Origin of the sequence: Paraburkholderia sp. CNPSo 3281 (assembly GCF_024206515.1) — a bacterium.
Classification (GTDB): Bacteria; Pseudomonadota; Gammaproteobacteria; order Burkholderiales; family Burkholderiaceae; genus Paraburkholderia; species Paraburkholderia nodosa.
In genome coordinates this window covers 178,687-193,796 of the sequence record NZ_JAMBPS010000003.1, presented here as the reverse complement: position 1 = coordinate 193,796, position 15,110 = coordinate 178,687, and the positions used below count along the sequence as shown (strand labels likewise).

Annotated in this window: 15 protein-coding genes; 8 read left to right on the top strand and 7 right to left on the bottom strand. The window is 66.5% G+C overall.

All coding sequences use genetic code 11. The features are described from left to right. The first annotated feature begins 75 nt into the window (after window positions 1-75). Window positions 76-540, top strand: coding sequence for a GNAT family N-acetyltransferase (locus tag M3I56_RS04840; RefSeq protein WP_028204095.1), 465 nt, complete (start codon window positions 76-78; stop codon window positions 538-540). An 18-nt stretch (window positions 541-558) separates the two neighbouring features. Here M3I56_RS04840 and M3I56_RS04835 read toward each other — a convergent pair whose 3' ends face one another. After that, window positions 559-1,551: a helix-turn-helix domain-containing protein gene (locus tag M3I56_RS04835; protein WP_254352788.1), complete on the bottom strand. Its 993-nt coding sequence runs from the start codon at window positions 1,549-1,551 to the stop codon at window positions 559-561. Between the two features lie 114 nt (window positions 1,552-1,665). Here M3I56_RS04835 and M3I56_RS04830 point away from each other — a divergent pair, with 114 nt between their 5' ends. Then, window positions 1,666-2,073, top strand: a complete 408-nt coding sequence (locus tag M3I56_RS04830; protein WP_254352787.1) for a gamma-glutamylcyclotransferase — start codon at window positions 1,666-1,668, stop codon at window positions 2,071-2,073. A 94-nt stretch (window positions 2,074-2,167) separates the two neighbouring features. Here the strand turns inward: M3I56_RS04830 and aceB are convergent, their stop codons facing one another. Further along, window positions 2,168-3,760: a malate synthase A gene (aceB, locus tag M3I56_RS04825; RefSeq protein ID WP_254352786.1), complete on the bottom strand. Its 1,593-nt coding sequence runs from the start codon at window positions 3,758-3,760 to the stop codon at window positions 2,168-2,170. A 68-nt stretch (window positions 3,761-3,828) separates the two neighbouring features. After that, complete coding sequence (locus tag M3I56_RS04820; RefSeq protein ID WP_254352785.1) at window positions 3,829-4,602, bottom strand: haloacid dehalogenase type II; 774 nt, start codon at window positions 4,600-4,602, stop codon at window positions 3,829-3,831. A 165-nt stretch (window positions 4,603-4,767) separates the two neighbouring features. Here M3I56_RS04820 and M3I56_RS04815 point away from each other — a divergent pair, with 165 nt between their 5' ends. After that, window positions 4,768-5,670, top strand: coding sequence for a LysR family transcriptional regulator (locus M3I56_RS04815; RefSeq protein ID WP_254352784.1), 903 nt, complete (start codon window positions 4,768-4,770; stop codon window positions 5,668-5,670). 187 nt (window positions 5,671-5,857) lie between these two features. Further along, a complete protein-coding gene (locus M3I56_RS04810; protein ID WP_028204090.1) occupies window positions 5,858-6,292 on the top strand; it encodes a universal stress protein in 435 nt (144 codons plus the stop codon). 245 nt (window positions 6,293-6,537) lie between these two features. Here M3I56_RS04810 and aceA read toward each other — a convergent pair whose 3' ends face one another. The 3 genes from aceA to M3I56_RS04795 form a co-directional block, all read right to left on the bottom strand. Beyond that, window positions 6,538-7,845, bottom strand: coding sequence for an isocitrate lyase (gene aceA / locus M3I56_RS04805; protein ID WP_254352783.1), 1,308 nt, complete (start codon window positions 7,843-7,845; stop codon window positions 6,538-6,540). A gap of 421 nt (window positions 7,846-8,266) precedes the next feature. Beyond that, window positions 8,267-9,991, bottom strand: a complete 1,725-nt coding sequence (locus tag M3I56_RS04800; RefSeq protein ID WP_254352782.1) for a DEAD/DEAH box helicase — start codon at window positions 9,989-9,991, stop codon at window positions 8,267-8,269. Between the two features lie 408 nt (window positions 9,992-10,399). Further along, window positions 10,400-10,669 carry an acyl-CoA-binding protein gene (locus M3I56_RS04795; protein WP_028204087.1) on the bottom strand — a complete coding sequence of 90 codons (270 nt, stop codon included), beginning with the start codon at window positions 10,667-10,669 and terminating at the stop codon, window positions 10,400-10,402. A 189-nt stretch (window positions 10,670-10,858) separates the two neighbouring features. Between M3I56_RS04795 and tsaB the strand changes: the two genes are divergently transcribed. The 4 genes from tsaB (at window position 10,859) to M3I56_RS04775 (ending at window position 14,217) form a co-directional block, all read left to right on the top strand. Continuing rightward, window positions 10,859-11,683: a tRNA (adenosine(37)-N6)-threonylcarbamoyltransferase complex dimerization subunit type 1 TsaB gene (tsaB, locus tag M3I56_RS04790; protein WP_254352781.1), complete on the top strand. Its 825-nt coding sequence runs from the start codon at window positions 10,859-10,861 to the stop codon at window positions 11,681-11,683. Beyond that, window positions 11,680-12,174: a ribosomal protein S18-alanine N-acetyltransferase gene (gene rimI / locus M3I56_RS04785; RefSeq protein WP_028204086.1), complete on the top strand. Its 495-nt coding sequence runs from the start codon at window positions 11,680-11,682 to the stop codon at window positions 12,172-12,174. Before tsaB ends, rimI begins: the two co-directional genes overlap by 4 nt. Then, the gene (locus tag M3I56_RS04780; protein ID WP_254352780.1) at window positions 12,161-13,174 is read left to right on the top strand and encodes a uracil-DNA glycosylase family protein; all 1,014 of its coding nucleotides are present in this window, start codon (window positions 12,161-12,163) and stop codon (window positions 13,172-13,174) included. Before rimI ends, M3I56_RS04780 begins: the two co-directional genes overlap by 14 nt. A gap of 83 nt (window positions 13,175-13,257) precedes the next feature. Then, window positions 13,258-14,217, top strand: a complete 960-nt coding sequence (locus M3I56_RS04775; protein WP_254352779.1) for a DUF1853 family protein — start codon at window positions 13,258-13,260, stop codon at window positions 14,215-14,217. Between the two features lie 16 nt (window positions 14,218-14,233). On the opposite strand, the gene thiD is transcribed toward M3I56_RS04775, so the two are convergent. Continuing rightward, window positions 14,234-15,040, bottom strand: a complete 807-nt coding sequence (gene thiD, locus M3I56_RS04770; RefSeq protein WP_254352778.1) for a bifunctional hydroxymethylpyrimidine kinase/phosphomethylpyrimidine kinase — start codon at window positions 15,038-15,040, stop codon at window positions 14,234-14,236. Between the last annotated feature and the right edge of the window lie 70 nt (window positions 15,041-15,110).

Genomic DNA, 15,110 nt, shown 5'->3' with positions numbered 1-15,110 from the left:
TACGGACAATCTGCGATTGCCGGCGGCCGCGCGTTATCGTAGCGTTGTCGAAACTTCGTTTGCCCGCTTGCCGACATGTTCGCACCGAACGACATTCCGTCGCCGTTTCAGCTGCGCCGCGCCACCATGGACGATTTCGAGTTCGCGGAGACGCTCACGCGCAACAACATGGGTGGCTACTATCTGCGGCATCACCTCGTCTGGCGCGGTGATCTCTTTCTGGCGAGCTATCGCGAGTCGGAGAACTTCATCCTCGAACTCGACGGCGAGGCAATCGGCGTGCTGCGCGTGACGCAGGAGGGCGACTCGCTGCACATTCGCGACGTGCAGATCGCCCAGGGATATCGCGGCAATGGCGCCGGCACGTTCCTGCTCGATATCTCGCACCAATGGGCCCGCGAGCGCGGCTTGCGCGAGTTGCAACTGCGCGTGTTCGTCGATAACCCCGCAGCACGGCTCTATCTGCGCATGGGTTATCGCGTGGCGGGTCCGAGGCTTGCGCGCCTCGGCTCGATTCGCCACATGACGCGGCTCGTCTGAGCCGGCCCGCTCTCCCACTCAACGCGCGTTGTCGTCGCGATGTTCGTCGCGCTCCGCGGCCACGGAATCTTCCGGTTCGTCCTCGTCGCGGCCGCCCGTGCCGCGCGCGATGAAGGCGCGCGGGCTCTCGCCGAAGGCGCGGCGAAACATCGCCGAAAACGCACTCTGGCTCTGGTAGCCGAGTTCCTGCGCCACGACGGCCATCGGGCGTCCCTGATTGAGCAGCGGGATCGCGCGCGCGAGAATCGCCTGCTGGCGCCACTGCGAAAAGCTCACCCCGAGTTCCCGACGAAAGAGCCGCGCGATCGTGCGCGTGCTCGCGCCCACCTGTGCGGCCCAGTATTCGAGCGAGCCGGGTCCCGCCGGGTCGGCGATCAGCGCTTCGCACAGCGCGCGCAGGCGCTTTTCCTCGGGCATCGGCACGGCGAGCGGCAGCGGCGCCGAGCGCGTGATCTCGTCGAGAGCCAGCGCGCCGAGCAGGCGCTCGCGTGCGGTGGGAATGCCGCGCTCGTCGAGCGCCGCGATCGTCTCGCGCAGGAGGCCGGAGACTTCGACCACGCGGCACGCGTCGAGGCCGGGCGGAATCACCGATTCGTCTACGTAGAGCGTGCGCAGGAACGCGTCCTCGACGATCGCCACTTCGTGCGTGATGTGAGGCGGCACCCAGATCGCGCGCGAGGGCGGCACCATCCACGTCGTGCCGGGCGTCGCCATGCGCAGCACGCCGCGCGACGAGTAGGCGAGTTGCGCCCACGCATGCGTGTGCTGCGCGATGCGCACACCGGCCGGCATGGGCCGCGAGCGCACGCGGATGGGATGCGTGGGTGTCGGCGCGAACTCCGGCGGAATATCGACGAGTTCGGCGTGCGGCTGCGCCTCGTTGCGTGCGTCGCTGGATGCGAAGTGGGGCAGATCCTCGGGCATGACGGGCATGACGGGCAGGGCGGGCATGACGGGCAGGGCGGCGGGTTCGGCGGGTTTGGCGACGACTTTGGCGATTGATGCACCCATTGTAGACGTCTCGCGCTCCAAGGCCTGGGCCGCACGCATCTATGGCCCGGCATAATGAGGGCGAATCGACAGCGTGCTCGTGTGGCGCGAGCCGCCCTGAAGGAGAGAAAAGCCATGAAATACGTGTTCGTCTACGGCACGCTGCGTGCGGGCGAGACCAACGACATCAACCTCGCGGCGGATCGCAACGCGATCGCGCGCCCGCGCCACCTCGGTCTTACCACGCTCGCCGGCCGGCTCTTCGACTTCGGCAGCTATCCTGGGATGGTGGCCGGGTCGGCCGATGCGCAATCGACGGTCGTTGGCGACGTCTACGAAATCGACGACGCGCTCCTCGCCGTGCTCGACGAAATCGAGCAGGTTTACCCAGGCGTCGACAATCTGTTCGTTTCGCAGGAAGTGAATATCGAGCTGCAGGGCGAACGCATCGCTTGCCTCTACTATCCGGTTGCGTCCGCCGCCATTGCAGGACGCCCCGAGATCGCAGGCGGCGACTGGGTCGCGCATCGGCGCGCGCGCTGATCGTTCGAGACGCGGCGCATGAAAACACGAAGGCCCGGCGGGCTCACACCCGCCGGGCCTTTTGCATCGGCTAGTCGTTGGACGTACCGAGCGATCAGATCTCTTCGTACAGCGGCAGCGTCAGGAACTCGACGAAGTTTTCCGACGTCGACATCTGCTCGAAGATCTGCGCGGCGCGCTCGTACGGCTTCGTGTCGCCGCCGACCGATGCCTTCACCTTGTCCAGCTCCTGCGGGATCAGTTCGCGCACGAGTTCGGCCGTGACCTTGCGGCCGTCTTCGAGCTTGCCCTTGGGCGAGCGGATCCACTGCCACACCTGCGAGCGCGAGATTTCGGCGGTCGCGGCGTCTTCCATCAGGTTGTGGATCGGCACGCAGCCATTGCCCGCGAGCCACGAGCCGAGGTAGTGGATGCCCACGTTGATATTGTTGCGCAGGCCCGTTTCGGTGATCGGCGCTTCCGGACGGAAGTCGAGCAGATCCTTGCCCGCGACGTTCACGTCCGCGCGCTGCTTGCCGATCTGGTTCGGCTTGTCGCCGAGCACCTTCACGAACTCTTCCATCGCAATGGGCACGAGGCCCGGGTGCGCTACCCAGCCGCCGTCGTAGCCATCCGTTGCGTCACGCGCCTTGTCCGAACGCACGCCGCCCATGGCCTTGTCGTTGGCGGCCGCGTCGTTCTTGATCGGGATGAGCGCGCTCATGCCGCCGATAGCCGGTGCGTTGCGCTTGTGGCAGGTCTTGAGCAGTTCGAGCGCGTAGGCGCGCATGAACGGCACCGTCATCGTGATCTGCGCGCGGTCGGCAAGACAGAAGTCCTTGTCGTTCTTGAACTTCTTGATCGCCGAGAAGATGTAGTCCCAGCGGCCGGCGTTCAGACCCGAGCTGTGCTCGCGCAGTTCATAGAGGATTTCGTCCATCTCGAACGCGGCGAGGATCGTCTCGACCAGCACCGTCGCGCGGATCGTGCCGCGCGGGATTCCCACGCCTTCCTGCGCTGCGACGAAGATGTCGTTCCACAGGCGCGCTTCGAGGTGGCTTTCCATCTTCGGCAGATAGAAGTACGGGCCGCTGCCGCGCGAGATCAGTTCCTTCGCGTTGTGGAAGAGATAGAGCGCGAAGTCGAAGACGCCGCCCGACACACGCTGACCGTCCACCGTCACGTGCTTTTCGTCGAGGTGCCAGCCGCGCGGACGCACGATCAGCGTGGCGGTCTTGTCGTTGAGCTGGTAGGTCTTGCCGTTCTGTTCGAGCGAAATCGTGCGGCGCACTGCGTCCTTCAGGTTGAGCTGGCCGACGATCTGGTTTTCCCAGTTCGGCGAGTTCGAATCCTCGAAGTCGGTCATGTACGCGTCCGCGCCCGAGTTCAGCGCGTTGATGATCATCTTGCGCTCGACCGGGCCCGTGATTTCCACGCGGCGGCATTCGAGATCCTTCGGCAGCGCGGCGATCTTCCAGTCGCCGTCGCGGATCGATTTCGTGTCGGCAAGAAAGTCGGGGCGCTCGCCGGCGTCGAGGCGCTTCGTGCGCTCGACGCGTGCCTTCAGCAGTTCCTGGCGGCGGGGCTCGAACGCGCGGTGCAGCTTCGCGACGAGTTCGAGCGCTTCGGGCGTGAGGATCGTTTCGAAGCCGGGCTGGATGTCAGCCGTGATCTGCATGCCTTGCGGCAGTTGCAATGTGTTCGCCATTTGCTTGCTCCTTGGTCGGTCAGATTGTGAATGTGTGGTTGTGGTGGCTGCGGCGAGCGGCTTGTCCGTCACGCGCCCGGGCTGGGGCGAGGGCGGCTTTGCCGTTCGGGCGCAGCGATTTCGAGAAAGGCGGCGAGTTCTGCCATGCCGCCGCCAGTGCCATGCGGCGCCACCCCGAGTTCTTCGGCGGGCAGTCGCTGGCGGTTGATCCAGAACGTGGTGTAGCCGAACCAGCCGGCGCCCGCGGCGTCCCAGCCGTTCGACGACACGAACACCAGCTCGCGTGGCGCGGCGTCGAAAGCGGCGGTGCCGAGCGAATACGCGGCGGCGGCCGGCTTGTAGGCGCGCACGGCGTCGACCGAAAGCACGTGGTCGAAGAGGCTGCTCATGCCGGCGCTCTTCACCGCGATGTCGAGCATCTGCGGGTTGCCGTTCGAGAGGATCGCAAGGCCCATGCGCGTGCCGTCTTCGCGTGGCTCACGCAGGCGGCGCAGCACGGGGAGTACGTCGGGGAACGCCGAGAGGCAAGCGTATTCGTCCATGAGACGCTTTTCGCCCGCGCCCGTGAGCGACAGGTTCAGGCGGCGCGCGGCGTAGCGCAGCGCGTCGAGCGTGATGTCCCAGAACGGGCGGTAGCGCGCGCCGGCCGGGTCGGAGAGTGTGCGCAACTGCGTGTACTCGATCTGCTTCAGGCGCCAGAGTTGCGAGAGCGCTTCGCCCTGGCCGGGGAACATCTGCTCGGCGGCGGCGACGACCGAATGCACGTCGAAAAGCGTGCCGTACGCGTCGAAGATCACTGCCTTGGGAAATCGTGTCGTGGTGGGTGTCGTTGTGGCCGACATAGCCTTGCACTCCATCTTCAGAGGTCGAGGTCGATTGTATTCATGAGTCGTATCGCTGAAAAAGGCGGGATTGATCACTTGATCTTTTACTTTTACCCACCTAATCTGTCGACCTACCTTCTCTTTTCCACTGTTTCCGTCGCCCAGTGCGCGCAGTGTCCACCGATGGACCGCTTCAAACAGATCGAGACCTTCGTCACCGTGGCCGCCAAGGGCAGCCTTTCCGCCGCCGCCCAGGCCGAAGGCGTGGCGCCCGCCATCATCGGCCGGCGCATCGATGCGCTCGAAGAGCGCCTCGGCGTGAAGCTGCTCGTGCGCACCACGCGGCGTATCACGCTCACGTTCGAAGGATCGGCGTTCCTCGAGGACTGCCAGCGCATCATTCACGACATGCAGAACGCCGAGGCGAGTGTGTCCGAGGGCGGCGTGAAAGCGAGCGGGCACCTGCGCGTGTCCGCGCCGGCAGGCTTCGGGCGTCGCCACGTCGCGCCGCTCGTGCCCGATTTCACGGTCGCGCATCCGGACGTGAGCATCGCGCTCGATCTTTCGGACCGGCTCGTCGATCTCGTGAACGAAGGCTTCGACTGCGCCGTGCGCCTCGGCGAATTGCCCGATTCGTCGCTCGTGTCGCTCAAGCTCGGTGAGAACCGGCGCGTGTGCGTGGCTGCGCCGGCGTATCTGTCGCGCCGCGGCGAGCCCGAAACGCCCGCCGACCTCGCACGCCATAACTGCCTCGCCTTCGGCGCGAGTCTGAACCAGCAGCGCGGCTGGGCGTTCCAGCAGGACGGCAAAGTGGTGTCGATCCGCGTGGCGGGCACGATGGAATGCTCGGACGGCGCCGTGCTGCATGAGTGGTGCCTCGCGGGCCACGGTCTGGCGTGGCGCTCGTGGTGGGAAGTCGGCGAGGACATCGCGGCGGGCCGGCTCGTGACCGTGCTCGACGCGTTCGCCGCGCCGCCCATCGGCATTCACGCCGTGTTTCCGCAGCGCCGCCATCTGCCGCTGCGCGTGCGCCTCTTTCTCGACTATCTCAAGCATACCTACGGTCAACCCGGTTACTGGGGATAGGGCGCAGTGCGTGTTTCCGATATCCGGGATGACCCGCACGCACGGCTTGCAGCGATTCTTCGCGCACTACAATCGACCTGAGGGCCAGGCGCTCGCCCGCGAGACGCCGGCTGAGTTTTTGCGCGCGCTTCGACCCTTGACTGTGACACTTGACTTGCCCGTAATCCGATAGACCACGAAGGGCGCCATGTTCAAACACATCCTCGTACCGACGGACGGTTCGGAACTCTCGAAAAAGGCGATCGACGGCGCGATCGACCTCGCGCGTACCGTGGGCGCACGCGTCACGGCCTACGCGTGCCTGCCGCAATATCCGTACTCGCCTTACGCCGATGTGGTGATCGAGCCGCCCGGCGACTTCCAGACGCGCAGTGAGCGAGAGGCGCGAGTGCATCTGGACGAAATCGAGGCGGCGGCACGCAACGCGGGCGTGATCTGCGACAGTCGGACGAGCGTGCATCCCTCGCCATATCTCGGCATCATCGAAGCCGCCGAAGCGGGCGGCTGCGACGTCATCTTCATGGCCTCGCACGGGCGTCGCGGGCTCGGCAGCCTGCTGATCGGCAGCGAGACGCAGCGCGTGCTCACCCATACGAAGATTCCGGTGATCGTGTATCGCTAGCTGGCGCTTTCCTGCAGATTCGCGATGAAGCACAAGGCCACGCTCGCCCGCTGCGTTGGCTGGGCGAGCCGCGGGCCGGATTCTGTCCAGCACGCGCGGCCTGTGTCCTCTACCGCTTCCTCCCTGAACGCCCGGCGGCACGTGCCTGGGCCGCGTCGGCAGGCAGCCGGCGCGCCCCGCCAAGGTACGCGTGCCGGCTGCCTGTTCGAGCGCGACGGCTTGCGCCGCCGCTGCTGCCGGTGGTCTTACGCCACCTTCTTGTCGAAGAACTGCTCGTCTTCCGTCGAGCCGTGCAGCGCCGTAGTCGACGCTTCGCGCTCGACCGTCTGCGTCACGGCGTCGAAGTAGCCGGTGCCCACTTCGCGCTGATGCTTCACGGCGGTGAAGCCCTTCTCGGCGGCGGCGAACTCGGCCTGCTGGAGTTCCACGAACGCGCTCATGTTCTGGCGCGCATAGCCGTGCGCAAGGTTGAACATCGAGTAGTTGAGCGAGTGGAAGCCCGCGAGCGTGATGAACTGGAATTTGTAGCCCATCGCGCCCAGTTCGCGCTGGAACCTGGCGATCGTCGCGTCGTCGAGGTTCTTCTTCCAGTTGAACGACGGCGAGCAGTTGTACGAGAGCAGCTTGCCCGGGAACCGCTTGTGGATCGCTTCGGCGAACTTCTTCGCGAACTCCAGATCCGGCTTGCCCGTTTCGCACCAGATCATGTCGGCGTACGGCGCGTAGGCGAGACCGCGCGAGATGGCCTGCTCGAGGCCGTTCTTCGTGCGGAAGAAGCCTTCCACGGTGCGCTCACCGGTGAGGAACGGGCGGTCGTTGTCGTCGATGTCCGAGGTCACGAGGTCGGCGGCTTCTGCGTCGGTGCGGGCGAGCAGCACAGTTGGCACGCCGCAGACGTCGGCGGCCAGACGCGCGGCCGTGAGCTTGGCGACGTTCTCGCGCGTCGGGACGAGCACCTTGCCGCCCATGTGGCCGCACTTCTTTACCGAGGCGAGCTGGTCTTCGAAGTGCACGCCGGCCGCGCCCGCTTCGATCATCGCCTTCATCAGTTCGAACGCGTTGAGCACGCCGCCGAAGCCGGCTTCAGCGTCGGCCACGATCGGCTGGAAGTAATCCACGTAGCCTTCGTCGCCGGGGTTCTTGCCTTCGGACCACTGGATCTGGTCGGCGCGCGTGAGCGTGTTGTTGATGCGCTTGACCACCTGCGGCACCGAGTTGGCCGGGTAGAGCGACTGGTCCGGATACATTTCGCCGGCGAGGTTGGCGTCGCCCGCGACCTGCCAGCCCGAGAGATAGATCGCCTTGAGACCGGCCTTCACTTGCTGCATGGCCTGGTTGCCCGTGAGCGCGCCCAGTGCGTTGATGAACGGCTCGGTGTTCACGCCTTTCCAGAGCTTTTCGGCGCCGTGCTTCGCGAGCGTGTGCTCCGGCTGGATCGAGCCGCGCAGGCGCACCACGTCGTCAGCCGTGTAGTTGCGCTTGATGCCCTCCCAGCGCGGATCGGTTTCCCATTGCTGTTGGAGTTGCTGAGCTTGCTGTTGACGAGTCGACATGGTGGGCTCCTTCATTTGCCTGATAGGTGGATCTCTGAAACGAAACGGCTGAACCGCTGAATGTCACGAAACGAACTTGCCGGGGTCTTGGATTCGGCGGTTGCTATTCACGAACTCTTATATAAGAGTCTAGGCAAATCGACTGACCGGCAACAGGCAGGCAATGGGCTTTTTCCCGGTTTTTTATTTAAATAAAATCAATGCTTTGTGTAATTTATTTTGTGATGTGAAACGCTATTTTCCATCTTGCAATCGATCCCTTTGTGCCACGCAGCACGATTTTTTACGAAGCAAAAAAATTTTTCGTATCGTGAAATCTGTGCGGAGATAAAAAAAGACCGGTGCCTGAGCACCGGTCCTGAGCATTTCGCTGCGGCGGCGGGGCGGCATGAAGGCCGCCCTGCGCGCCGTTTTGAACTAGTTAGCTGTCGCGACGGGCGCCACGCGGACCGTCGTTGCGGCGTGCGCCGTAGCCGCCACCGCCTTCGCGCGAACGGCCATAGCCTTCGCGTTGCTGGCCGTAGCCGCCGCGGTTGCCTTCGCCGCCGCGCGAGCCGCCGCCGAAGCCGCCTTCACGCGAACCCGAGTTGTAGCCGCCTTCACGGGCACCGTAGCCGCTACGCGAGCCTTCCGGCTTGTTGCCCCAGCTGTTGCCGTTGCGATCGCCGCCGCCGTTGCCACTTTGGCCGCCGCGGGCGCCGTAGCCACCCGGCTTGCCGTTGCCACCACCGTTACCAAAGCGACGGCCACCGCCGTTGCCGCCGCCCGGACGGCCACGGCCGCCAAAGCCACGGTTCGCCGGCGGTGCCTTGCGCGGCTCGAAGCCTTCCACAACGTTCACCGGCAGCGGCGAGCGCACGAAGCGCTCGATGCGCTTGAGGGCGCCTTGCTCGGCATGATGCACGAGGCTCACCGCGGTGCCCGAGCGGCCAGCACGGCCGGTACGGCCGATACGGTGCACGTAGTCTTCGGCGAACTTCGGCAGGTCATAGTTGAAGACGTGCGTGATGCCGGGGATGTCGATGCCGCGCGCCGCGACGTCGGTCGCGACGAGCACGCGTACGCGACGCTCGCGCAGCGCACGGATCGTGCGGTTGCGCGCGCCTTGCGGCAGATCGCCGTGCAGCGCGGCGCTTTCGAAGCCAGCGTCGGCGAGCTTGCCGGCCAGTTGGTCGGCGTCCATCTTCGTGGCCGTGAACACGACAGCCTGATCGAGGCTTTCGTCACGCAGCAGATGGTCGAGCAGGCGATCCTTGTGATCGCGGTCGTCCACGTAGTGCACGGTCTGCGCGATGTTCGAGGCCGCTTCGACCTTGCGCACGATCTCGATGCGCTCCGGGTCCTTCAGCAGGCGGCCGGTGATCGAAGCGATCTTGCCGTCGAGCGTGGCCGAGAACAGCATCGTCTGACGCGTTTCGGGCGTAGCGGCGACGATCGTGTCGATGTCGTCGATGAAGCCCATGTCGAGCATGCGGTCGGCTTCGTCGAGCACGAGCATCTTGAGTTCGGACAGATCGATGCGGCCGCGCTCGAGGTGATCGAGCAGACGGCCCGGGGTCGCCACGAGAATCTCGGGGTTTTTCGCGAGCAGCATCAGCTGCTGGCCGTAAGCCACGCCGCCGAGAATGCTGACCGTGCGCAGACGGCGCAGGTGCTTGCCGTACGTCGAAGCGGCCGTGGTCACCTGCATCGCGAGTTCACGCGTCGGCGTGAGGACGAGCAGACCGGGGCGCGCCACCGGTTGCGGACGGCGCTGGCGGCGATCGCCTTGCTGGCCGTTCGCGCCTTGCGGGCGCGGCTCGCGCGGCTGGGCAGCGAGAGTCTTCTGGATCTGCGCGAAGCGCTCGATAGCGGGCAGCATAAAGGCTGCGGTCTTGCCCGAGCCGGTCGGGCTCGAGACCAGCAGGTCGCGGCCGGCGATGGCGGCAGGAATGGCGCGTTCCTGCACGGGCGTCGGGGCCTTGTAGCCCGCTGCGATCAGCCCGGAGACGATCTCCGGCGACAGACCGAGTGCCGCGAACGCCGAACCGTCGGTGGCTTCAGCGGCCTGCGCGGGGGCTTCAGCGGAAGCGGCGGCGGCGGCGGAATGACCGAGGGCCTGATCGGCGATTGCGTCCAGGGGGCTTTGGGTATTGCTCGAAGTCATGAAAATCCTTGTTACACAGGAAATAGAACGTCGGCGCCAATCGGCATACCCAAGTCGTCGGATTTTGCGAACAAATCGAAAAACGGGGGCAATCCGCCCACAATGGCGGATTTTTCGTTAGAAGCTGTTTTGGGTGCGGCTCAGGCCGGGATTGGCCAGCCGCCAGCCTGATATTGACGGCCCGAAAAACAGGGCCATGGCAGGGGGGGACAGGTTCTAAACTGGATTGGAGCTTAACGCTACGAGGCGTTGTGCTGATCGAACGAGCGACCGGAGCGCAACGCAGCACGCAGTATATCTTGTTTTGTTGCGGCGCGCCAGAGCGACGCACCGCGAGTGAGACAGGCGCGGCGGCGTGACGCAGCAGGCGGGGCGCCTCAACTCGTCACGCGCGATAGTTGCGCCGGGTCAGCTGGTGGCGCCGCTCTTGAGCGATTCGACCAATTCCACATATTGCTGCCGGGCCGTTTCCTGCGCCGTGCCTTGCAGCGCGGCCCACGCTTCGTACTTGTACTTGCCGACGATATCGGTGAAGCCGGGCTTGTCGCCGTGCACGTCGCCTTCGGTGGCCTGCTTGAAGAGTGCATAGAGGCGCAGCAGCGTCAGATTGCCGGGACGCTCCGGCAGTTGCTGGACGTCTTGCTGGGCTTGGGCGAACTGCGTGTTCACGTCGCTCATGGTTGTTTCCTCCGCATAGTGGTTCAGGTCAGCGCGCCGATGGTAGCAGCGCAAACCCCTGAAAAGCTGGAGCGATTCCTCCACTCTCGCCGGGCACGGGTAAGTCAAACGAGGCCATGACGCCTGCGCCTGCGCCAGTTGGCGAGCGCCCTGGGCCCGTGCGGGGGGCGGGGCATTACAATAGCGCTCATGACCGAAACTGTGCTGCTTGCCCTCGATACTTCGACCGAATTTTGCTCGGTCGCGCTGCTTCGCGTCGCCCCTGGCGGCGCAGATCGTTCTCCCTCCACTGGCGGCGAGACCGCCCTCGCATCGCGCTCGGAAGTCAGCGTCTGGGTGCGCCACGAGGCCACGGGCGCTGTCTCCAGCACGCGACTCCTGCCCGCCATTGGCGAATTGTTCGACGAAGCCGGCCTCACGCTCGCCGACTGCGACGCGATCGCGTTCGGCGCGGGCCCGGGCTCCTTCACGGGGCTACGCACGGCGACGGGCGTGGCTCAAGGGCTCGCGTTCGGCCTCGATATCCCGGTGGTGCCCGTGGGCACGCTGCTCGTGTGCGCGGAGAGCGCGCGGCTGCGCGATCCCGCCGCGACCCGCGTGCTGGCCGCGCTCGACGCGCGTATGGACGAAGCCTACTGGGCAGACTACGCGTGGGACGCCGCAGCTGGCGACTGGCGCACGCTGCAGGCCGCATCGCTCGACTCGCCGGAGCACATCGCTGCGCCGGATACACCGTTCACGCTGGCGGGCAACGCCGCCGCCGCGTTCGGCGCGCGCCTGACGGCTGCCGCCGCCGCGCGCACGATCGACGCCGAGGCGCTGCCGCACGCGTTGCCGCTGGCGCACGCGGCGTTGCGCGCGTTTCGCGCGGGCCGTACGCAACCGGCCGACCAGGCCGCGCCCGAATACGTGCGCAACAAGGTCGCGCAGACCACGGCCGAGCGGCTTGCCGCGAAGGCCGCCTCCCATGGTGGCGCGGGTGGCGCGGGCGCAGGCGGCGAGAGTGCGCAATGAGCGGCGTGCTCATGACCGACCGCTACCTGTCGCCGATGACCGAGAGCGACCTGGACGAAGTCGCGATCATCGAGCGTTCCGCGTATGAGTTTCCGTGGTCGCGCGGCAACTTCGAGGACTCGCTGCGCAATGGCTACTACGGGCTGTGCATGCGTCACGTCACCGGCACGCTGATCGGCTATTGCGTGCTGATGCCCGTGGTCGACGAGATGCATCTGCTGAATCTGTGCGTTGCGCCTCAGGCGCAGGGTGTGGGCGCAGGGCTCGCCATGCTGCGCGAGGCGGTACGCATCGCGCGCATGCAGGGTCTCGAAGGCTTGCTGCTCGAAGTCCGGCCTTCGAATCACCGGGCAATCCGGCTCTATGAACAGTTCGGCTTCGTCACGATCGGTCGCCGCAAGAACTACTATCCGGCCCGCCATCACAGCCGCGAGGATGCACTCGTGATGCGTTTTTCTTTTGCAGGGGAGGGCGCGGATGTCGCTCGATGAGATTGCGCTGGAGGAGCTTGGGCTCGCGCCGCGCTGGGTGCGCAAAGGGGCGCGGGGTGCAGCGCCGCTCGAAGCGTTTCGCGAAGATGAGGCCGTTGCGCCGTCGTCCGGGCTGACGCGCGCCGAAGCCGAAGCCGAAGCCGAAGCCGAAGCCGAAGCCGAAGCGCCGGCGGTGCCTGTGGTGCAAACGACGCGTCCGGTCGCCGCGCTGCAGCCAGCCGAAGCACAACCGGCCGCCCCGGAGCGCTCGCAACCGCCGCCGCCCGTTGCGCGCGCCGCTTCGCCATCGAAGCCCGCAGCGCATTCCTCCGACGAACCGCCGCCCCTCACCGACGAAGATTTCGCCTGGTTCGACACTGTGGCCCAGCCGGTTCTGCCACACGACGCCGAGCCCGCTCAGGCTGGCGGCGCACTGCGCAACGATGTCGCGACGCTCGACTGGGACGCGCTCGCCGAACGCGTGGCCTCGTGCACGCGCTGCCGCCTGTGCGAGAAGCGCACCAACACCGTCTTCGGCGTAGGCGATCGCGAGGCCGACTGGATGCTGATCGGCGAGGCGCCCGGCGAGAACGAGGACCGCCAGGGCGAGCCCTTCGTTGGCCAGGCCGGCAAGCTGCTCGACAACATGCTGCGGGCGCTCGCGCTCGCACGCGGTGAGAACGTCTATATCGCGAACGTCATCAAGTGCCGCCCGCCCGGCAACCGCAATCCGGAACCCGATGAGGTCGCGCGCTGCGAGCCGTATCTGCAGCGTCAGGTGGCGCTCGTGAAGCCGAAGATCATCGTCGCGCTCGGACGTTTCGCGGCGCAGAGCCTGCTCAAGACCGATGGCAGCATCGCGTCGCTGCGCGGACGCGTCCACGAGTACGAGGGTGTGCCCGTCATCGTCACCTATCACCCCGCTTATCTGCTGCGCAGCCTGCACGACAAGGCGAAGGCCTGGACTGACCTCTGTCTCGCGCGCGACACCTGGCGCGCGGCCTCCGGCGGCGAGCGATGAGCGCCGCGCGGCCCGCGCACGTGTCCGGTGCCCAATGCGCCGGGGGCGACGGCGGGCCGCAGGATGATGCTGGGTCAGAGCGCGTGCCCGGTACTGGCGCGAACCACGAGGTAATTGACCGCCTCGCCGATCCGGCCGTGCGCGATCTCGCGTGGCTGCTCTTCAGCGCCGATCTGTTGCGTGCGCAACCACCGCTCGCGCCGCTGGCGCAGTGGTGCGCCAATGCCGATGAAGCGCGCGCCACGCGTGACTGGCTCGCGCAACTCGATCGCGATCCGGCGCGTCTGCACGAAGCGCTCCTGGCCGCGCCGACACATCGCCTTGGCCGCTATGCCGAAAACTTGCTGGGATGGTTTCTCGCGCATGGACCTGCGGCGCAGCTCGTCGCGCAGAACGTGCCGCTGCGGCGTGCGGGGCTCACGCTCGGCGAGTGCGATTTTCTCGTGCGCACGCGTGCCGGAGAGCGTCTGCATTGGGAGCTGGCGGTGAAGTGCTACCTGCACGCGGGACCGGGCGATGACGCCCGTGCATCGCTCGCCGAATTCGTCGGGCCGAATCTGCGCGATCGCTTTGATCTGAAACTCACGCATCTGCGCGAGCGTCAACTGCGTTTGAGCGCGCGCGAAGAATTCGCCTCGCTGGGTTACGAAGGCCAGTGGCTCGCGCAGATGTTCGTGAAAGGCTGGCTTTTCTACCGGGCGGGAGAGGCGGCGCCGTCACGGGTGCAAGACGCCCCCGAGCTGGCCGCCGATCATGGGCGCGGCTGGTGGGTGACGCGTGCGGACTGGCCGGCTTTCGCCCGGCAACAGGCGGCAGATGGCTGGAGCGTGTTGCCGAGGCTCGCGTGGCTCGCGCCGCGCAGGCTGGCGGCTGCGCCCTGCGTCGACCCCAATGCATTAGCCGACGCGCTAGCCCGGCCAGACGACCCCGTACTGATCGCGGCATTCACGGCCGACACCACAGGCGGCTACCGAGAACAGTCGCGCGGCTTCATCGTTCCCGACGACTGGCCTGCGCGCGCCGCGGCATTTGCACGTCAATAAGCGCGCGAAAGCACGCTCACCACCAGCGCCAGAAGTGATGCACGGGGCCGACGCCATGACCGACGTCGAGTCGATCACTGGCCTCCAGCGCCGCCGTCAGATACTGCTTGGCTTCGCCAATGGCCGGTGCGAGCGCTCCGCGCTGCGGCCACAGTGCGGCAATGGCGGAAGAGAGCGTGCAGCCCGTGCCGTGCGTATTCGTAACCGGCACGCGCGGGCCGCCCAGGCGCAGCGTGCCGCCGGCTTCGATGAGCCAGTCGGGGCTGTCTGCGCTGCCCAGATGCCCGCCTTTCATCAGCACCGCCTGTGCACCGAGCGCGCGCAGCGCTTCGCCTTGCTCGACCATCGCGGCTTCATCTGCGGCGGGCGACACGCCGAGCAGCGCCGCGGCTTCCGGCAGATTCGGCGTGACGACGCCCGCTAGCGGCAGCAACTCCTCGCGCAGCGCGGCGACCGCTTCGGGCGCGAGCAGGGCGTGATTGCTCTTCGAGATCATTACGGTGTCGAGCACCACGCGCGGCGGCTGATGGCGGCGCAGCGCGTCGGCGACGGCGCGCACGATCTGCGCGTTGGCGAGCATGCCGATCTTCACGGCGTCGATGCGGATGTCGTCGAACACGGCGTTGAGCTGGGCGGTGACGAAACCCGCGTCGGGCGCGTGGATCGCGGTGACGCCGCGTGTGTTCTGCGCGGTGAGCGCCGTGATGACGCTCGCGCCGTACGCGCCGAGCGCGGAGAACGCCTTGAGGTCGGCCTGAATGCCCGCACCGCCGCCCGAGTCGGAGCCGGCGATCGTGAGAACGTTGGAAATCGGTGAAGTCATGGCAGCGTCAGGTGCGCGTCGCGCGCGGCCGGGTCGACAAGACGTGCCGCGCGTGCGCAGGGAAGGATCG